This is a genomic window from Pseudomonas sp. RIT623 (assembly GCF_004519305.1).
GTDB lineage: Bacteria > Pseudomonadota > Gammaproteobacteria > Pseudomonadales > Pseudomonadaceae > Aquipseudomonas.
Genome location: NZ_SOZA01000025.1, coordinates 21,977 through 39,201 on the forward strand (window position 1 = coordinate 21,977; position 17,225 = coordinate 39,201).

The window sequence follows — 17,225 nt, forward strand, 5'->3', positions numbered from 1 at the left end:
CCGGGTGCCAACGGTGGCACCCGGCCTATTCAATGCTCAATGAGGACTCCCATGCGCGCGATTCGCATGTTGTTGGTTTCTGCCCTGGCCGCGGCCAGCCTGTCGGCCCAGGCCGGCGAACAGGACGTGCAACGCCTGACCCAGTTGCTGGAAAAGTCGCAGACCATCGAGGCCAACTTCTCCCAGCTGACCCTGGACGCCAGCGGCACCAGTCTGCAGGAAGCCAATGGCAAGATGACCGTCAAGCGCCCGGGCCTGTTCTACTGGCACACCGATGCGCCCCAGGAGCAGGTGGTGGTGTCCGACGGCAAGAATGTCACCCTGTGGGACCCGGACCTGGAACAAGCCACCATCAAGAAGCTCGACCAGCGCCTGAACCAGACCCCGGCGCTGCTGCTGTCCGGTGATGTCTCGAAGATCAGCCAGAGCTTCGACATCACCTCCAAGGAGCAGGGCGAGGTCATGGACTTCACCTTGAAACCCAAGACCAAGGACACCCTGTTCGACTCGCTGCGCGTGTCGTTCCGCCGGGGGTTGATCAATGACATGCAGCTGATCGACAGCGTCGGCCAGCGCACCAACATCCTGTTCAATGGCGTCAAGGCCAACCAGGCGGTGCCGGACAGCAAGTTCAAGTTCGACATCCCCAAGGGCGCGGACGTCATCAAGGAGTAAGCGGAGCCTGTGATGGACCTGTTTCGTAGCGAACCTGTCGCCCAGCCCCTGGCCGCCCGCCTGCGCCCGTCCAACCTGGACGAGTACGTCGGCCAGGAGCACCTGCTGGCGCGTGGCAAGCCGCTGCGCGAGGCGCTGGAGCAGGGCGCGCTGCACTCGATGATCTTCTGGGGCCCGCCCGGGGTGGGTAAGACCACCCTGGCGCGGTTGCTGGCGCAGTTCTGCGATGCGCATTTCGAGACGGTGTCGGCGGTGCTGGCCGGGGTCAAGGAGATTCGCCAGGCGGTCGAGGTGGCCAAGCAGCAGGCCGGCCAGTACGGCAGGCGTACCATCCTGTTCGTCGACGAGGTGCACCGCTTCAACAAGTCGCAACAGGATGCCTTCCTGCCCTATGTGGAGGACGGCACGTTGCTGTTCATCGGCGCCACCACCGAAAACCCCTCGTTCGAGCTGAACAACGCGCTGCTGTCGCGGGCACGTGTCTACGTGCTCAAGAGCCTGGACGAGGCGGCGCTGCGCAAGCTGGTCAACCGCGCGCTCAGCGAGGAGCGGGGCCTGGGCAAGCGCAACCTGCGGGTGGGCGACGAAGCCTTCAAGATGCTCATGGCCGCCGCCGACGGCGACGGCCGGCGCATGCTCAACTTCCTCGAAAACGCCTCCGACCTGGCCGAGGACGGCAGCGAGATCGACGTGCAGATGCTGCAAAGCCTGCTCGGCGACAGCCGTCGCCGTTTCGACAAGGGCGGCGAGGCGTTCTACGACCAGATCTCCGCACTGCACAAGTCGGTGCGCGGCTCCAACCCCGATGGCGCGCTGTACTGGTTCGCGCGCATGCTCGACGGCGGCTGCGACCCGCTGTACATCGCCCGGCGCGTGGTGCGCATGGCCAGCGAAGACATCGGCAACGCCGACCCGCGCGCACTCAGCCTGTGCCTGGCGGCGTGGGACGTGCAAGAGCGCCTGGGCAGCCCGGAGGGAGAGCTGGCGGTGGCCCAGGCCATCACCTACCTGGCCTGCGCGCCGAAGAGCAACGCGGTGTACATGGGCTTCAAGACTGCCCTGCGCGAAGCCGCCGAGCACGGCTCGCTGGAAGTGCCGCTGCACCTGCGTAACGCGCCGACCAAGCTGATGAAACAGCTGGGTTATGGCGACGAGTACCGCTATGCCCACGATGAACCTGACGCCTATGCCGCCGGTGAAGACTATTTCCCTGACCAGCTCGAGCCGCGCCAGTATTACCAGCCGGTGCCGCGAGGCCTGGAACTGAAGATCGGCGAGAAGCTGCGCCACCTGGCCGAGCTCGACCGCAACAGCCCCCGCCAGCGGAGAAAGCCGTGATCGTACTCATCGCTGCGGTCAGTGCCGGTGGCATCGCCGGCACCTTGTTGCGCTTCGCCACCGCCAACTGGGTCGCCGCCCACTGGCCACGGCACTTCTATGCCGGTACGCTGGCGGTCAACCTGGTGGGCTGCCTGTTGATCGGCCTGCTGTACGGACTGTTCCTGCACAAGCCCCTGGCGCCGGTCGAACTGCGCGCCGGGCTGATGGTGGGCTTTCTGGGCGGCCTGACCACTTTTTCCTCCTTCTCGCTCGATACCGTGCGCCTGATGGAAAGCGGGCAGCTTCCGCTGGCCTTGGGCTATACCATTATCAGCGTGGTGGGCGGCCTGCTCGCGACCTGGGCCGGCCTTGCCCTGACCCGATTCTGAACCAACACCTACCTATAACGAGAGAACGATATGCTCGATTCCAAACTGTTACGCGGCCAACTTCAGGAAGTGGCGGATCGCCTGGCCTCCCGTGGCTTCAGCCTGGATGTCGCGCGCATCGAATCACTGGAAGAGCGGCGCAAGGCGGTGCAGACCCGTACCGAGCAACTGCAGGCCGAGCGTAACGCCCGTTCCAAGTCCATCGGCCAGGCCAAGGCCAAGGGCGAGGACATCGCTCCACTGATGGCTGACGTCGAGCGCATGGCCAATGAACTGGCCGCAGGCAAGAGCGAGCTGGACGCCATCCAGGCCGAGCTGGACGCCATCCTGCTGACCATCCCCAACCTGCCGGACGCCAGCGTGCCGGTCGGCGCCAATGAGGACGACAACGTCGAGGTGCGCCGCTGGGGCACGCCGCGCAGCTTCGACTTCGAGATCAAGGACCACGTCGCCCTGGGCGAGATCAGCGGTGGCTTGGACTTCGAGGCTGCGGCCAAGATGTCGGGTGCGCGCTTTGCCGTGCTGCGCGGGCCGATTGCCCGTCTGCACCGGGCCCTGGCGCAGTTCATGATCAACCTGCATACCGGCGAGCATGGCTATGAAGAGGCCTACACGCCTTACCTGGTGCAAGCGCCGGCCCTGATGGGCACCGGTCAGCTGCCGAAGTTCGAGGAAGACCTGTTCAAGATCAGCCGTGAAGGCGAGGCCGATTTCTACCTGATCCCTACCTCCGAAGTGTCGCTGACCAACCTGGTGTCTGGCGAGATCCTCGACGCCAAGCAACTGCCAGTGAAGTTCGTCGCCCATTCCCCGTGCTTTCGCAGCGAAGCCGGTGCGTCGGGACGCGATACCCGCGGCATGATTCGCCAGCACCAGTTCGACAAGGTCGAGATGGTGCAGGTGGTGGAGCCGAGCAAGTCCATGGAAGCGTTGGACGGCATGACTGCCAACGCCGAGCGCGTGCTGCAACTGCTGGAACTGCCATACCGCGTGCTGGCCTTGTGCACCGGTGACATGGGCTTTGGCGCGGTGAAGACGTTCGACCTGGAAGTCTGGGTGCCGAGCCAGGACAAATACCGCGAGATCAGTTCCTGCTCCAACTGCGGCGACTTCCAGGCGCGTCGCATGCAGGCGCGCTGGCGCAACCCGGAAACCGGCAAGCCGGAGCTGGTGCACACCCTCAACGGTTCCGGCCTGGCCGTGGGCCGTACCCTGGTGGCAGTGTTGGAAAACTACCAGCAGGCCGACGGCTCGATCCGTGTGCCGGACGTGCTCAAACCCTACATGGGTGGTGTCGAGGTCATCCGCTAAATGGATTACCTGCCGCTGTTCCACAAGCTGCAGGGGGGCCGGGTACTGGTCGTCGGCGGCGGCGAGATCGCCTTGCGCAAGGCACGCCTGCTGGCCGATGCCGGTGCCGCGCTGCGGGTGGTGGCGCCGGACGTCGACGGCCAGTTGGCCGCGCTGGCCCGTGAGGGCGGCGGTGAGGTCCTGGTGCGTGGTTACCAGGCGGCGGACCTCGAGGGATGCCGCCTGGTGATCGCGGCCACCGACGACGCTGGGCTCAATGCCCAGGTCTCGGCCCACGCCCAGGCGCGCAGCCTGCCGGTCAACGTGGTGGACGCACCGGCCTTGTGCACGGTGATCTTCCCGGCCATCGTCGACCGTTCGCCCCTGGTGGTGGCGGTGTCCAGCGGCGGCGACGCGCCGGTGCTGGCGCGCTTGATCCGCGCCAAGCTGGAGGCCTGGATTCCGTCGGCTTACGGCGAGCTGGCCGGGCTGGCTGCGCGTTTTCGCGACAAGGTCAAGGTCTTGTACCCGGACGTAAACCAGCGCCGCGGCTTCTGGGAGCAGGTGTTCCAGGGCCCGATCGCCGAGCGTCAGCTGGCCGGGCAGGGCGGCGAGGCCGAGCGCCTGTTGCAGGCGATGGTCGATGGCGCGCCGGTGCAGCAAGGCGGCGAGGTGTACCTGGTGGGTGCCGGCCCGGGCGATCCGGACCTGCTGACCTTCCGCGCCCTACGCCTGATGCAGCAGGCCGACGTGGTGCTGTACGACCGCTTGGTGGCCCCGGCCATCATCGAGATGTGCCGGCGTGACGCCGAGCGTATCTATGTTGGCAAGCGCCGCGCCGACCATGCCGTGCCCCAGGACCAGATCAACCGCCTGCTGGTGGACCTGGCTCGCCAGGGCAAGCGCGTGCTGCGCCTCAAGGGTGGCGATCCGTTCATCTTCGGTCGTGGTGGCGAGGAGATCGAGGAGCTGGCCGAGCAGGGCATTCCGTTCCAGGTAGTGCCCGGCATCACCGCGGCCAGCGGTTGCTCCGCCTATGGCGGGATTCCCCTGACCCACCGTGACTATGCCCAGTCGGTGCGTTTCGTCACTGGCCATCTGAAGGACGGTACCAGCAACTTGCCTTGGCATGACCTGGTGGCGCCGGCCCAGACCTTGGTGTTCTACATGGGGCTGGTGGGGTTGCCGACCATCTGCGCCGAGCTGATTCGCCATGGGCGGGCCGCCAGTACGCCGGCAGCGCTGGTGCAGCAGGGCACCACACGCAACCAGCGGGTGTTCACCGGTACCCTGGCCGACCTGCCCGAGTTGGTGGCGCGCCATGAAGTGCATGCGCCGACCTTGGTGATCGTCGGGGAGGTGGTGCAGTTGCGTGACAAGCTGGCGTGGTTTGAAGGGGCGCAAAACAGCTGAAATCGCCGGGGCTGCGAAGCAGCCCCGGCAATCTCAACCCTGCCAGATCCCTCTGCCCGATAACCGCTCCCGGTCATGCGCCAGGCCAAAGTCCTGCAGCGGCCCCTTGGGCACGATACCGTTCGGATTGATGGTCTTGTGGCTCAGGTAATAGTGCTTCTGGATATGCTCCATGTTCACCGTGCCCGCCACGCCCGGCCACTGGTACAGCTCGCGCAGCCAGTTCGACAGGTTCGGATAGTCCGCCAGGCGCCGCAGGTTGCACTTGAAGTGCCCGTGGTACACCGCATCGAAGCGCACCAGGGTGGTAAACAGCCGCACATCGGCCTCGGTCAGGTATTCACCGGCCAGGTACCGTTGGTTGTGCAGTAGCGCTTCCAACTGATCCAGCTCGTTGAATACCTCATCGAAGGCCTTTTCATAGGCGTCTTGCGAGGTGGCGAAGCCTGCGCGGTACACGCCGTTGTTCACTGCCGGATAGATGCGTTCGTTAAGCGCGTCGATAGTGGCGCGCAGTGGCTCTGGGTACAGGTCCAGGGTGTTGCCGGTGAGTTCGTTGAACGCCGTGTTGAAGATGCGGATGATCTCGGCCGACTCGTTGTTGACGATGCGCTTTTGCTGCTTGTCCCAAAGCACCGGCACGGTCACGCGCCCAGTGTAATGCGGGTCGTCCTGGGTGTAGCGCTGGTGCAGGTACTGCAGGGCGTCGAGGTGATCGCCGCTGGAGCCTTCTTGCTGGTCGAAGGTCCAGCCGTGCCCGCCCATCAACCAGCTGACCACCGACACGTCGACCAGCGGCTCCAGGCCCTTGATGGCCCGCAGGATCAGGGTGCGGTGGGCCCAGGGGCAGGCCAGCGAAACATACAGGTGGTAGCGGCCGGCCTCGGCGGCGGGCAATGGGTTGCGGCGCTGCGCGCTCTCGCGCTGGAAAGCGCCGTCCTTGCTGGTCTGGTACCACTGGTCATGCCAGCGCCCATCGATCAAAAGGCCCATGTCGAGCTCCTCGAAACACAGTGTTTGTCGTTGGAGCCCAGTCTAGAGCAAAGCGTTCGAATAAATAGCGCAAAGAATGCCGCTATCCAATCGATCAAATCGATGAGTTGCGCGCGCTCCAGTAAGCCCGCGCCTGGGCGAAGGCCTGTTCGCGATCCTGGCCGAGGCCGCGCAGCGCCAGGGCCATGGTTGCGACCACGGCCAGTTCGCCATAGCTGTCCTCGGCATCGCCGCGCCATACCGCCAGCAGGTGCTGCGGTTGCAGGCTGGCCGGCTTGACATGGCGTTGGGCGCTGAGGGCGGGCCACTCTTCGTCCCAGGTTTCGCCGGCCGAGGCGCCGTAGAGATGGCTGATGACATCTGGGTTGATCTCGATCTCACCGCCGTCGCCCTTGATCACCAGGGCATGGTCGCCGAGCAGGCGGCTGGCCTCGCGGTGCACGGCCTGGTAGCCGGGGTGGAAGATGCTCTGCAGGCCACAGCGGGCGGCCAGCGGGTTGAGTACCCGGGCCAGCGAGTGGATGGGTGAGCGCAGGCCGAGGATGTTGCGCAGGTCGATCATGCGTTGCAGTTGTGGGGCCCAGTCCTGCAGTGGGAAGAACGCCAGGCGCTGGGTATCCAGCGCCTGGCCTACGGTGGCCCAATCGCGGCACAACGGGATCGCCAGCAGCTCAAGCAGTTGCTCGGTATACAACCTGCCGGCGGTGTGGGCACCGCCGCCGTGCATCAGGATGCGCACACCATTGGCTGCCAGGCACTTGGCCGCCAGCAGGTACCAGGGCAGGTGGCGTTTCTTGCCGGCATAGCTCGGCCAGTCGAGGTCGACGGCAATGGCTGGTGCCTGGAGGTGGGCACGCAGGGCGTCGGTGAAACCAGCCAGCTCCTCGGCGCTTTCCTCTTTGTGGCGCAGCAGCATCAGGAAGGCGCCGAGCTGGGTGTCCTCGACCTTGCCTTCGAGCAGCAGGGTCATGGCCGCGCGGGCCTCCTCGCGGCTCAGGCCACGGGCGCCGCGCTTGCCCTTGCCAAGGATGCGCACGAATTCGGCGAACGGGTGCTCGGCCGGGGTTTCCAGGGTCAAGGGGCGCGCGAGGTTCAACAGAGGCTCGGTCATATGCAATTGGTCGGCTTGGGCAGGCCCGCCAGCTTGGCGGCCAGTTTGGCGGGGGTGCCGTTGAACAGGCGGTTCAGGTGCGGGCTGTTGCCTTTGTCCGCGCCCAGCTTGAGCGCGGTGTACTTGATCAATGGGCGGGTCGCTGGCGACAACTGGTACTCCTGGTAGAACTGGCGCAGCAGTTCGAGGATTTCCCAGTGGTCCGCCGTCAGGGTGATGGACTCGCGCGCCGCCAGGGCTTCGGCGGCCTCGTGGGACCAGTCCTGCAAGTCGACCAGGAAGCCGTCCTTGTCCAGGGCAATGGCGCGTTCGCCGACAGTCAGGATGCTCATAGCCAGCTGTTGACCTTGTCGTAGTGCAGGGTGAGTTCGACGAAGGCTGGGTAGTCCACGGCCTTTGCCGGGGTGTTGTGGAGGCCGCGGGCGTTCAGGTCTTCAGCGAGGGCGAACAGGCGCTCGCCGAGATTGGCGGCCTGCAGGGCGACAGACGGCGCGCTGCCAGCCTTGAGCGCGTAGGTGGCGTCACCGCACAGCAGCAGTGCGTCTTGCGGGCCCAGCAGGCGCAGGCAACTGGCCAGGCGCTCGTCGCCGAAGGGCGAGTGGGCGATTACATGCAGGGTGTTCATCAGAGCGTCACCACCTGGTCGTAACGGGCAATCAGCGCGCTCAGCGCGGCGTCGTCGAGCACCGCGACCGGGAGGTCCAGCGCTGTGCTATCCAAGCCGCGGCGGGCCAGGCTGTGGGCGCAGGCAAACAGGTCCTCGACGCCGAACATTGGCAATGCCTGCAGGTTGGCGCCGAGGTTCTTCTGTTGCACGGCGTCGGGTTGCTGGCCGGTGCCTAGCTGGAACACGCCATCATCGAGGAACAGCATGCCCAGCGGCAGGTCGAAGGCGCCGCCGGCCAGGGCAATGTCCAGTGCCTCGCGGGCGGATGGGCCGCTCCACGGCGCCTGACGGCTGATGATCAACAGGGACTTGGCCATTTCAATCACCTCCAAAGCAGACCAGGCGGTCGGCCAGTTGCGCAGCTTCGTGCAACTGCCCCAGGCCGGACAGCTCCCACGGCATCGGCAGGTTCACCGCCGGGCGCTGGTAGCGGTTGGCTTCGGTGTCGTCCAGCACGCCCCGGCGCAGGGCCGCGGCGATGCACACCACGGCGTCCAGGCGATGCTCGCTGACGAACGCGCGCCACTGCGCGGCCACATCCAGTTCATCCTGGGGCGCGACGATGTTGGCCGAGGCGCTGTGCACCCCGTCCTGGTAGAAGAACAGCCGGGCAATTTCATGCCCACCGGCCAGCGCCGCCTCGGCGAAGCGCAGGGCGCGGCGCGAGGAGGGTGCATGGGCCGGGGAAAAAACCGCGATGGCGAATTTCATGGAAGGCTCGTGCAAAGGAATGCGGCCATGATAAAGCAAAAAGCCCGCGCGGGTGGGCACGGGCTTTTGCGTCTGGCCGGCGCGGCTCAGGCCTGTTCCTTGCCCTCGGGCAGGAACCAGTTGAGCAGCAGGGCGCAGATGCCGCCGGTGGCGACCCCTGACTCCAGCACGTTGCGCAAAGCCGCAGGCATATGCGCGAGGAACTCTGGCACCTGCGCCACGCCCAATCCCAGGGACAGCGACACGGCGATGATCAGCAAGGCGCGGCGATCGAGGCGGGTGCTGGCCAGGATATTGATGCCCGAAGCGGCTACCGCACCGAACATCACCATGGCCGCGCCACCCAGCACCGGCTCCGGCACTGCCTGGATCACCCCGGCGACGCTGGGGAACAGCCCCAGCAGGATCAGCATCACGGCAATCCACACGCCGATATGGCGGCTGGCAATGCCGGTCAGTTGGATCACCCCGTTGTTCTGGGCGAATACCGAGCTGGGGAAGGTGTTGAACACGCCCGCCAACAACGAGTTGGCACCGTTGACCAGCACGCCGCCCTTGATCCGCTGCATCCATACCGGGCCTTCCACCGGCTGGCGCGAGACCTTGCTGGTGGCGGTGACATCACCGATGGCTTCCAGCGAGGTGACCAGGTAGATCACCAGCATCGGGATGAACAATGACCAGGAGAAGCCCAGGCCGAAGTGCAGCGGCGTCGGCACCTGGAACAGCGCGGCCTGGTGCATGCCGGTGAAGTCCAGGCGGCCGAGGTAGCCGGCCAGGGCATAGCCCACGGCCAGGGCGATGACGATGGCGCAGCTGCGCATCCACACCACCGGGATGCGGTTGAGGATGACGATGATCGCCAGCACCACGCCCGAGAGCAGCAGGTTCTCGCCATCGGCGAAGGTGCCGTTGGCCATGGCGCCGAAGCCGCCACCCATGCTGATCAGGCCGACCTTGATCAGGGTCAGGCCGATCATCAGCACGACGATGCCGGTTACCAGTGGGGTGATCAGGCGTTTTACGAAGGGCAGGATGCGCGAAACACCCATCTCCACGAACGAGCCGGCGATCACAACGCCGAAGATCGCCGCCATCACGCTTTCCACCGGCGTGCCTTGCTTTACCATCAATGCGCCGCCGGCAATCAGCGGGCCAACGAAGTTGAAACTGGTGCCCTGGACGATCAGCAGCCCGGCGCCGAACGGCCCGAAGCGCTTGCACTGCACGAAGGTGGCGATACCCGAGATCACCAGCGACATGGACACGATCAGGTTGGTATCCCGCGCCGACACGCCCAGGGCCTGGCAGATCAGCAGGCCTGGGGTGACGATCGGCACGATGATCGCCAGCAGGTGCTGCAAGGCCGCCAGCAAACCGATCAACAGGCGCGGCTTGTCCTCCAGGCCAAGAACCAGTTCATTGGCAGGCGCCGCCGCGCCTGGGCCGTGTTCGTGTGAACTCATGGGAAATGCTGCCCCGGAAGAAAAAAGGAGCGCATTCTACGGGCTGAATCGGCATTGGGGTAGAGGCAAGCACGATGGCGACATAATCGCGGATGAAACAGCAAATAAGCTGACTTTTAGGTCAATGCTTGTCAGGCTATCGATCGCCAGCCCTACAGTTTTCGAACAGGCACGAAAAAGCCCGCCGAAGCGGGCTTTTTGTGGGGCAATGGTTACCGATGCGATCAGTCGTCGCGACCCATGATGCCGAACAGTTGCAGCAGGCTGACGAACAGGTTGTAGATCGACACGTACAGGCTGATGGTGGCCATGATGTAGTTGCGCTCGCCGCCATGGATGATGGCGCTGGTCTGGAACAGGATGCAGACCGACGAGAACAGCACGAAGCCAGCGCTGATCGCCAGTTGCAGGCCGCTGATCTGGAAGAAGAAGCTGGCCACCACGGCACCCAGCAGGACGAAGAAACCGGCGGTGATGAAGCCGCTGAGGAAGCTCATGTCCTTGCGGGTGATCAGCACGTAGGCCGACAGGCCACCGAACACCAGGGCGGTCATGGCGAAGGCCGAACTGACCACTTCGGCGCCGCCGGCCATGCCCAGGTAGCGGTTGAGGATAGGGCCAAGGATGAAGCCCATGAAGCCGGTGAGGGCGAAGGTGGACACCAGGCCCCAGGCCGAGTCACGCAGCTTGTTGGTGAGGAAGAACAGCCCGTAGAAGCCGATAAGCACCACGAAGATGTTCGGGTAGCCGACGCGCATTTGCTGGGCGACGAAGGCCATGATGCCGCTGAAGGCGAGGGTAAGGGCCAGCAGGCTGTAAGTGTTGCGCAGGACCTTGCTGACCTCCTGCTGCTCGACCTGCTGGCCGTGTTGGACGGCGTAATCCTGTTCGCGCATGGCGCACTCCTTTGGGGTGAGACCGCGGTCTGGGACCTGCGGTATTGGAACATATGACGCAAAGCATACCAGAGCTGCCGCAACCCACGACACAGAGAGTTTGACAGCGTGTTTCATTACGGTATTATTGCCGCCGCAAAACCAGCTGGAAGCGTGGCCGAGTGGTTTAAGGCAACGGTCTTGAAAACCGTCGATGGGCAACTATCCTAGAGTTCGAATCTCTACGCTTCCGCCACTTTCAAGCCCCTGAATATTCAGGGGCTTTTGCGTTTCTGGCGCAGTGAAAACCTCGCGCGCAAACCCCGGCACGCCGAAGTTTCCGCAAATGCATTCCAAGTGCCCAGTGCAACTGGCACGCGCCAGTTGCGCCGTTACTTGATATCCACCTCATTGAACTTCACCACCGCATCCTCTTCGCGGCCTACCCGCACCCTGAGCTTCAGCGCCGGCGCCTGCTTCAGATCACCACGCCCTTGTTCGAAGGCCAGGGTCACCCGGGTGGGAATGCCGCGCACCAGCGGGAACGCATCGCGGTAGGTGAACTTGGACGAGCCGACCTGCATCTTGTCGACGTTCAAGGCGCCGCCGCTTTCCTCGAACAGCGTGGTTTGCGATTCGAAGCGGAATTCGCTGTCCAGCCGGGTGTTGGTCAGTTCGAACGCGCAGTTGGGCTGGCGGCCGATCTTTTCGCAGCCCAGCAGCTCGATGCGTACGCCGTCGACCACCTCCAGGCGTTTGCCCAGTAGATTGGCGCCGCCGTTCTCGATGAATTTCTGTTGATCGCGGGCGAAGTCGAAGCTGGGTTTGGCGTATTCGCCCCCCAAGGCGAAGAAGATCACCGACAAGCCGGCGGCGAGGATCACCAGCATGGCGCCCTTGAGCATCTGCGGGAGTCGGCTGGCGTACCAGCCCAGGTAGATCACGCACAGGAACACGAAGGCGCTCATGAACAGGATGAGGTTCTTCCAGTTCAAAAAGCTCAGGCCAAAGACGGTCGGGTCGGGGAATACGTAGGTGATAAGGCCCCACATGGTGGCCAGCAAGGCGCTGATGCCACCCATGATGCGGGTAATCAGGCCAGAGATTTTCTTCGGTGGCAGAGCAGCTTCCATTCTTGAACCTTACATGCGGTAGTCGACAGGTGAAGCGGCTGAGGGCGTGCTCCAGCGGCCGTGCCCTGTCTCGGCGCGGCGTGCATGTGTCGCGGTCATCCCTGAGCAGCGAGCCGGGCAGTGTGAGTGAATCACAAGCTGATGGCAACGTAGTATCATCGGCGCAAATTCGAGCACGGATGCCAAGCATTGAAGTTCACGCGCAATATTGTGCCGCTGTTGAAAGCGCAACTGCAAAACGACCCGGTCGAGCTGAAGATCTTTTCGCCCTACCTGACCGGCGAGGCCGTGTTGGAAATCGCGCGGTTGGGGAAAAGTGCCAAGGTCTACACGCTGGTCAACGTGCCGGTGCTGGCCTCTGGCGCTTCATGCCACGGCACGCTCAAGACGCTCCTGGATAACCAGATTGCGGTCTACGTCCTGCCGGATCTTCATGCCAAGTTGATTGTCGCCCAGGATCGCTTCGTGGCACTGGGCAGCCAGAACCTTACCCGGCGAGGCGCGACGCAGAACCTTGAAGCCAGTATCCGTGTGCGGGGTGTCAGCAAGGGTATCCAGGCGCTGGTGGCGAAGATGGAGAGAAAGGCGACCTTGCTGACGCCTGAATTTTTGCATGATGTCCACGAAGCGGCCCAGGCCTTGTCGGAGGAGTATAAAAAACTGCTCGAGAAGGCAGAGCGCGCCCAGCGCACGCTAGTCGCCGCCGACCGGGCGCGGCGGGCGGCCCTACGTAGCGTGACCGGCATCGATGCCGAAGTGCGTTCGAAACTGGCTGACCGACCGCAGTCGAACCCCAGGGAATGCGAGATCAAGCAGGACAAGCGGGGGCAATATCTGCTGGACGGCAAGAAACTGCTGACCTGGAAGATCGGTGGCAAAACCTATGATTTGGAACCCCAGCATCGCTACCTGTGCGTCTCGCTTGCCGGCAAGCTTGGCTGGGTCAGGGTCAACGAGACCCGGTATTCGTTCATCGAGAGCCAAGTCGATACTGGCCAAGGGGAAATCAAAGGGCAGGCCACGTGGCAAATGTCCATCGACGCGAGTGACAAGGCCTGCGCCGCCAGGAAAGGCGACCATAACCTGCGGGTGACGGTGCTCAATCGCCAGAGCCAGGAACTCTGCGATGTCTTCATGCGCTACAACACCAAGGATATGGAGATCTACCCTGCGGTCTTGCTGCGCAAAACGGGCAAGCCCCGGGCCTGCGCCGAGGAGCGGCGCAAGGCGGTCGCTTGGATCAACGACAATGCCGAGCGCTTCAAACGGGATATCAAGCGGGCCATCACCTCGCCATTCAAGTTCGAGAAGAACCTGACAGGTGAACGGGCTGATACGTTTTTTGGCCCTGAAGGGACATCCCACACACTGTGCCTGGTGAAGCTGCGTACTTATGTGGCGCTTCAGGTGCTCGAATCTACCGGCATGCCCTTGGGATAGCGTCAGGTCATTTCTCGGGGCGCTGGGCGGGGGTACGAAAGCTGTTACTGCAATGTCTGCGGCTTGAAGTCCTTTGATGCCTGCTGCAATCCTTGCTCCATCATTGCGATGAGTTTGGTCAGTACCAGGGCTTGTTGCTCGTCGCCGGCTGCTTCTGTCTGCGCAAGCGCCCGGCGCAAGTTCAGTAGGTGCTTTTGCAACCCGAGTGCGGCGCTATCGTAGTTTTCCATGTCGTTCTCGCGTCTCTTGGCGTCCGTGCCGTTGTAGGGATGACGCGACGGTATCAGTTCAATCCGCTGCCAAATACTGATTATTCATACATCTATACTCAGGTGGCGGTAAGCGACCCACAACAATATCGGATGGATCCTACAAAGATCCCGGTTTGAATGTTACGACCTGCTTCGACCCAACCAGCTCCAGGCCTTGAGAGACAAGGCCTGGAGCGCGCAGGAGTGATACGGTCCAGCCCGAGCATCCACATTTAGCCTGGGGCAGCGGTTGAAACGTTATGTCGCAAATGACTTGGCAGCGCCTGTTCTGCGCGCCTCACCCCATCGCCTGCTGCCGCAACCAAAGTACCACCTGTTCGATAGGCGACCCTGGCGCAGGTGCGCGTTCTGCCAGCAGATGAAAACTCGCCCTGCCAGGCAATTCATGGCCATCGAGTGCCAACACCAAGGTGCCGGTCTGCAGCGCGTGTTCCACCAGCGGGCGGGGCACCAGGGCGATTCCCATGCCGCGCTCGGCGGCTTCTATGGCCAGGATGGTCTGGCTGAACACCGGGCCGCTGACACGGGTGCCGGGCAGCCCGTGGTGGTCGAACCAGCGCTGCCAGTTGTTATGGCTGTCGGAAATCAACGGCTGGCCGGCCAGCTGCGCCGGTTGTCGCCAAGGCTGCCGGGCACGCAGGGCCGCCGTGCATACCGGCACCACCACGCCCGGCAGCAGGGGCAGGGCGTAGCCTGCCTCGAACGGCGCGCTGCCCCAGCGCACGGCAAGGTCGACGGCATGCTTGCCGCTCAGCGGGCGGGTGCTGTCGGAGGCATCGATCATCAGGGCGATCTGTGGATGGGCCTGGGTCAATTGCTCGAGGCGGGGAATCAACCAACGGCTGGCGAAGGCCGGCGTGGTGCTGAGCAGAATATGCTGCGGGTCGCGCGGGGTATCGCGCTCCAGCAGTTCGCCGGTCGCATCCTCGATGATATCCAGCGCCAGGCGCACGCGCGCGAGGTAGTCGGCGCCGTCCGCGTTGGGCCGCAGGCCCCGTGGCAGGCGCTCGAACAGCGGGCGCCCAAGCTTGTCTTCGAGGGTGCGGACCTGCTGGGCCACGGCGCCGGAGGTGACGTGCAGCTCTTCGGCGGCCGCGCGAAAGCTGCCCAGGCGGGCGGCGGCCTCGAAGGCCACCAGGTGGTTGACGATAGCGGGGGCGGTGCGTCGCTTGGGGGCGCTCATCCGGTAGTTTTCCTGCAGGCTCATGGCAGTATTTGTGATTGGTGCGGCGCGATGGATTCTGGCTTCATGGGGGCACTTGTTCAACGTTTGGAAGGAACAGCGCATGACTTCGCAAAAAGTGGCAATCATCACCGCAGGTGGCAGTGGCATGGGCGCCGAAGCTGCTCGGCGGTTGGCCGCGGATGGCTTCAAGGTGGCGATTTTGTCTTCGTCAGGCAAGGGCGAGGCGCTGGCAGCCGAGCTGGGCGGGCTCGGTGTCACCGGTTCCAACCAGTCGGTAGAAGACTTGCAGCGTCTGGTCGATACCGTGATGCAGCGTTGGGGGCGGGTGGATGTACTGGTCAACAGCGCGGGGCATGGCCCGCGCGCGCCGATCCTCGACCTCAGCGACGACGACTGGCATCGCGGCATGGAGGTTTACTTCCTCAATGTGGTGCGTCCAACACGGCTGGTGACGCCGATCATGCAACAGCAGAAATGCGGCGTGATCATCAATATATCGACCTTCGCCGCCTTCGAGCCGGATCCGGCCTTCCCGACCTCGGGGGTGTTCCGTGCCGGGCTGGCGGCGTTCACCAAGCTGTTCGCCGATCGCTATGCCGCCGAGAACATCCGTATGAACAACGTGCTGCCGGGCTTTATCGACAGCCTGCCGGAGAAAGACGAGTTGCGTAGCCGGATTCCCATGGAACGCTACGGCAGGGCTGAAGAGATCGCGGCCACGGTCAGCTTCCTGGCCTCCGAGGGCGCCGGCTACATCACCGGCCAGAACCTGCGGGTCGATGGCGGCATCACCCGTTCGGTCTGAGGCGCCAGGGTATGGCCTGCAGCATAGGCGCCGGCCAAGCTGCTGTTCGCCGGCAAGCCGGCTCCTACGACGGTTGCGTGAATGGCTCGACACGCATACAGCGAGGCGCGACTTCCGTTAGCATGTCGCCCCTTGTTCACCTGATGCGGATGTACCCCCATGAGTTCCCTGATGTTCCGCCAGGCCACGCTTGACGACGTGGACCGTTGCTTTGCCATCGAAACCTGCGCCTACGAAGGTGACGAGGCCGCCACCCGGGAGAAGATCGCCACGCGTATCGGCCAATACCCGCAAGGTTTCCTGATCCTGCAGGCCGAGGGCCAGGCGATCGGCTTCATCAACAGTGGCTGTGCCCATGAAGTGGTGATGTCGGACGAAGCCTTCAAGGAACTGGTCGGGCATGACCCGCTGGCGCCGAACGTGGTGATCATGTCGGTGGTGCTGGACCCGGCCTTTCAGGGGCGAGGCCATGCCAGCCGGCTGATGGCGCGCTTCGTCGAACAGATGCGCGCGGCGGGCAAGGCGACCATCCACCTGATGTGCAAGGACAGGCATGTTGGCTTGTACGAGAAGATGGGCTACGCCTATGTACGTCCGTCGGCCTCCGAGCATGGCGGCATGGCCTGGCATGAGATGGTCATGACGCTTTAGGCGGGCAGGTTATTGGGCGTACTCAAAGCCCAGTTAGCACCTCGGCGCTATCGAGGACGCGCGCGTAGTCCATGGCCAGGTTGCTCAAGGCCAGCGCATGGACATCCTGTGCCGGCCATGACCGCCCTTGCAGGTCGCGTTGGTCGAAGGTGTAGCAGGCGTCCGCCACCACCGTCGTGTCGAACCCCAGGTTGCCCGCCGAGCGCGCGGTCGATTCCACCGAGTTGTTGGTGATCACCCCGACGATCACCAGTTGGCGGATCGCCCGCTGATGCAGCCAGTGCGCAAGGCCGCTGTCGCAAAAGGCATCGGGCACATGCTTTTCGAACAGCGCTTCGCTGGCCTGCGGCGTGAAGGCGTGCTGGAACTCGCAACCGGATTGGCCAGGCCAGAACACCGACTGGGGATCGCGGGAGATGTGCCGTACATGGATCACCGGGCGCTCGCTGTGACGCCAGGCAGTGAGCAATTCGCCCATGCGCAGTTCCGCCTCGGGGTTGTTGCGCGGCCCCAGTCGGGGGTGGTTGATGCCGTTTTGCATGTCGATGATCAGCAAGGCGGTGTTGCTGGCGAAAGCGGTCATGTCCGGCGGTTCTCCCAGAGGCTTGCAACGGACACTAGCACAGCGTCGGATACTTCAAAAAAATTGAATTCAAAACTGTGTAGCGGGCTTGGCGGTAGGGCCTGGTAACTTCGCAGCGGATGGATGTTGGTGGGCAATCGGGCTGCCGTAAACCTGGGTGTCTATTCATTTTGTTGCATTCAACGCCCATTTAATTTCAATTATTTTCATTGCTCCATCGCTCTAAGCTCCTGCTGTCGCCGCGC

The 17,225-nt window shown here is 63.8% G+C and carries 20 protein-coding genes and 1 tRNA gene; 9 read left to right on the plus strand and 12 right to left on the minus strand.

The window, feature by feature from the left end:
• Nucleotides 1–51 precede the first annotated feature (51 nt).
• The 5 genes from lolA to cysG are packed head-to-tail and all read left to right on the plus strand — an operon-like array spanning nt 52 to nt 5,087.
• Nucleotides 52–675, plus strand: a complete 624-nt coding sequence (gene lolA, locus E3U47_RS16670; protein ID WP_134692783.1) for an outer membrane lipoprotein chaperone LolA — start codon at nt 52–54, stop codon at nt 673–675.
• A gap of 12 nt (nt 676–687) precedes the next feature.
• The gene (locus E3U47_RS16675) at nt 688–2,013 is read left to right on the plus strand and encodes a replication-associated recombination protein A (protein ID WP_134692784.1); all 1,326 of its coding nucleotides are present in this window, start codon (nt 688–690) and stop codon (nt 2,011–2,013) included.
• Nucleotides 2,010–2,384, plus strand: a complete 375-nt coding sequence (gene crcB, locus E3U47_RS16680; protein WP_134692785.1) for a fluoride efflux transporter CrcB — start codon at nt 2,010–2,012, stop codon at nt 2,382–2,384. The genes E3U47_RS16675 and crcB overlap by 4 nt, the downstream gene beginning before the upstream one ends.
• A 30-nt stretch (nt 2,385–2,414) precedes the next feature.
• Nucleotides 2,415–3,695: a serine--tRNA ligase gene (gene serS / locus E3U47_RS16685; protein WP_134692786.1), complete on the plus strand. Its 1,281-nt coding sequence runs from the start codon at nt 2,415–2,417 to the stop codon at nt 3,693–3,695.
• Entirely contained in the window at nt 3,696–5,087 is a 1,392-nt protein-coding gene (cysG, locus tag E3U47_RS16690; protein ID WP_134692787.1) for a siroheme synthase CysG, read from the plus strand.
• Nucleotides 5,088–5,120: 33 nt separating this feature from the next.
• Here the strand turns inward: cysG and E3U47_RS16695 are convergent, their stop codons facing one another.
• The 8 genes from E3U47_RS16695 to E3U47_RS16735 form a co-directional block, all read right to left on the minus strand.
• Entirely contained in the window at nt 5,121–6,080 is a 960-nt protein-coding gene (locus tag E3U47_RS16695; protein ID WP_134692788.1) for a glutathione S-transferase family protein, read from the minus strand.
• 94 nt (nt 6,081–6,174) lie between these two features.
• Nucleotides 6,175–7,191, minus strand: a complete 1,017-nt coding sequence (locus tag E3U47_RS16700; RefSeq protein ID WP_134692789.1) for a glycosyl transferase family protein — start codon at nt 7,189–7,191, stop codon at nt 6,175–6,177.
• Entirely contained in the window at nt 7,188–7,523 is a 336-nt protein-coding gene (locus tag E3U47_RS16705; RefSeq protein WP_134692790.1) for a TusE/DsrC/DsvC family sulfur relay protein, read from the minus strand. The genes E3U47_RS16700 and E3U47_RS16705 overlap by 4 nt, the downstream gene beginning before the upstream one ends.
• Nucleotides 7,520–7,816 (minus strand): sulfurtransferase complex subunit TusB, encoded by a 297-nt coding sequence (gene tusB / locus E3U47_RS16710; RefSeq protein WP_134692791.1) that lies wholly within the window; start codon nt 7,814–7,816, stop codon nt 7,520–7,522. The genes E3U47_RS16705 and tusB overlap by 4 nt, the downstream gene beginning before the upstream one ends.
• Nucleotides 7,816–8,175, minus strand: coding sequence for a sulfurtransferase complex subunit TusC (tusC, locus tag E3U47_RS16715; RefSeq protein WP_134692792.1), 360 nt, complete (start codon nt 8,173–8,175; stop codon nt 7,816–7,818). The genes tusB and tusC overlap by 1 nt, the downstream gene beginning before the upstream one ends.
• A 1-nt stretch (nt 8,176) precedes the next feature.
• Nucleotides 8,177–8,569: a sulfurtransferase complex subunit TusD gene (tusD, locus tag E3U47_RS16720; RefSeq protein WP_134692793.1), complete on the minus strand. Its 393-nt coding sequence runs from the start codon at nt 8,567–8,569 to the stop codon at nt 8,177–8,179.
• A gap of 86 nt (nt 8,570–8,655) precedes the next feature.
• On the minus strand, nt 8,656–10,035 hold the full coding sequence (locus tag E3U47_RS16725) for a nucleobase:cation symporter-2 family protein (protein ID WP_134692794.1): 1,380 nt from the start codon (nt 10,033–10,035) through the stop codon (nt 8,656–8,658).
• A gap of 224 nt (nt 10,036–10,259) precedes the next feature.
• A complete protein-coding gene (locus E3U47_RS16735) occupies nt 10,260–10,931 on the minus strand; it encodes a Bax inhibitor-1/YccA family protein (RefSeq protein ID WP_028692373.1) in 672 nt (223 codons plus the stop codon).
• A gap of 147 nt (nt 10,932–11,078) precedes the next feature.
• Between E3U47_RS16735 and E3U47_RS16740 the strand changes: the two genes are divergently transcribed.
• A tRNA-Ser gene (locus E3U47_RS16740) sits at nt 11,079–11,166 on the plus strand.
• 136 nt (nt 11,167–11,302) lie between these two features.
• Here the strand turns inward: E3U47_RS16740 and E3U47_RS16745 are convergent.
• Nucleotides 11,303–12,043, minus strand: a complete 741-nt coding sequence (locus E3U47_RS16745) for a hypothetical protein (protein ID WP_256660296.1) — start codon at nt 12,041–12,043, stop codon at nt 11,303–11,305.
• Nucleotides 12,044–12,232: 189 nt separating this feature from the next.
• Between E3U47_RS16745 and E3U47_RS16750 the strand changes: the two genes are divergently transcribed.
• Nucleotides 12,233–13,483: a phospholipase D-like domain-containing protein gene (locus E3U47_RS16750; protein WP_134692796.1), complete on the plus strand. Its 1,251-nt coding sequence runs from the start codon at nt 12,233–12,235 to the stop codon at nt 13,481–13,483.
• A gap of 44 nt (nt 13,484–13,527) precedes the next feature.
• On the opposite strand, the gene E3U47_RS16755 is transcribed toward E3U47_RS16750, so the two are convergent.
• Nucleotides 13,528–13,713 carry a hypothetical protein gene (locus tag E3U47_RS16755; RefSeq protein WP_134692797.1) on the minus strand — a complete coding sequence of 62 codons (186 nt, stop codon included), beginning with the start codon at nt 13,711–13,713 and terminating at the stop codon, nt 13,528–13,530.
• Nucleotides 13,714–14,032: 319 nt separating this feature from the next.
• Entirely contained in the window at nt 14,033–14,938 is a 906-nt protein-coding gene (locus E3U47_RS16760; RefSeq protein ID WP_218568160.1) for a LysR substrate-binding domain-containing protein, read from the minus strand.
• A 103-nt stretch (nt 14,939–15,041) separates the two neighbouring features.
• Between E3U47_RS16760 and E3U47_RS16765 the strand changes: the two genes are divergently transcribed.
• On the plus strand, nt 15,042–15,746 hold the full coding sequence (locus E3U47_RS16765; RefSeq protein WP_134692799.1) for an SDR family oxidoreductase: 705 nt from the start codon (nt 15,042–15,044) through the stop codon (nt 15,744–15,746).
• Between the two features lie 159 nt (nt 15,747–15,905).
• Nucleotides 15,906–16,397, plus strand: a complete 492-nt coding sequence (locus E3U47_RS16770; RefSeq protein ID WP_134692800.1) for a GNAT family N-acetyltransferase — start codon at nt 15,906–15,908, stop codon at nt 16,395–16,397.
• A 22-nt stretch (nt 16,398–16,419) separates the two neighbouring features.
• Here E3U47_RS16770 and E3U47_RS16775 read toward each other — a convergent pair whose 3' ends face one another.
• The gene (locus E3U47_RS16775) at nt 16,420–16,980 is read right to left on the minus strand and encodes a cysteine hydrolase family protein (protein WP_134692801.1); all 561 of its coding nucleotides are present in this window, start codon (nt 16,978–16,980) and stop codon (nt 16,420–16,422) included.
• Between the last annotated feature and the right edge of the window lie 245 nt (nt 16,981–17,225).

Coding starts and splice junctions, on each gene's coding strand:
- E3U47_RS16760 (WP_218568160.1), bottom strand. CDS start 14,938: ATGAGCGCCCCCAAGCGACGCACCGCCCCCGCTATCGTCAACCACCTG.
- E3U47_RS16765 (WP_134692799.1), top strand. CDS start 15,042: ATGACTTCGCAAAAAGTGGCAATCATCACCGCAGGTGGCAGTGGCATG.
- lolA (WP_134692783.1), top strand. CDS start 52: ATGCGCGCGATTCGCATGTTGTTGGTTTCTGCCCTGGCCGCGGCCAGC.
- E3U47_RS16700 (WP_134692789.1), bottom strand. CDS start 7,191: ATGACCGAGCCTCTGTTGAACCTCGCGCGCCCCTTGACCCTGGAAACC.
- E3U47_RS16770 (WP_134692800.1), top strand. CDS start 15,906: ATGAGTTCCCTGATGTTCCGCCAGGCCACGCTTGACGACGTGGACCGT.
- E3U47_RS16775 (WP_134692801.1), bottom strand. CDS start 16,980: ATGACCGCTTTCGCCAGCAACACCGCCTTGCTGATCATCGACATGCAA.
- E3U47_RS16675 (WP_134692784.1), top strand. CDS start 688: ATGGACCTGTTTCGTAGCGAACCTGTCGCCCAGCCCCTGGCCGCCCGC.
- E3U47_RS16725 (WP_134692794.1), bottom strand. CDS start 10,035: ATGAGTTCACACGAACACGGCCCAGGCGCGGCGGCGCCTGCCAATGAA.
- E3U47_RS16745 (WP_256660296.1), bottom strand. CDS start 12,043: ATGGAAGCTGCTCTGCCACCGAAGAAAATCTCTGGCCTGATTACCCGC.
- E3U47_RS16735 (WP_028692373.1), bottom strand. CDS start 10,931: ATGCGCGAACAGGATTACGCCGTCCAACACGGCCAGCAGGTCGAGCAG.
- cysG (WP_134692787.1), top strand. CDS start 3,696: ATGGATTACCTGCCGCTGTTCCACAAGCTGCAGGGGGGCCGGGTACTG.
- tusD (WP_134692793.1), bottom strand. CDS start 8,569: ATGAAATTCGCCATCGCGGTTTTTTCCCCGGCCCATGCACCCTCCTCG.
- tusC (WP_134692792.1), bottom strand. CDS start 8,175: ATGGCCAAGTCCCTGTTGATCATCAGCCGTCAGGCGCCGTGGAGCGGC.
- E3U47_RS16705 (WP_134692790.1), bottom strand. CDS start 7,523: ATGAGCATCCTGACTGTCGGCGAACGCGCCATTGCCCTGGACAAGGAC.
- E3U47_RS16755 (WP_134692797.1), bottom strand. CDS start 13,713: ATGGAAAACTACGATAGCGCCGCACTCGGGTTGCAAAAGCACCTACTG.
- serS (WP_134692786.1), top strand. CDS start 2,415: ATGCTCGATTCCAAACTGTTACGCGGCCAACTTCAGGAAGTGGCGGAT.
- tusB (WP_134692791.1), bottom strand. CDS start 7,816: ATGAACACCCTGCATGTAATCGCCCACTCGCCCTTCGGCGACGAGCGC.
- E3U47_RS16695 (WP_134692788.1), bottom strand. CDS start 6,080: ATGGGCCTTTTGATCGATGGGCGCTGGCATGACCAGTGGTACCAGACC.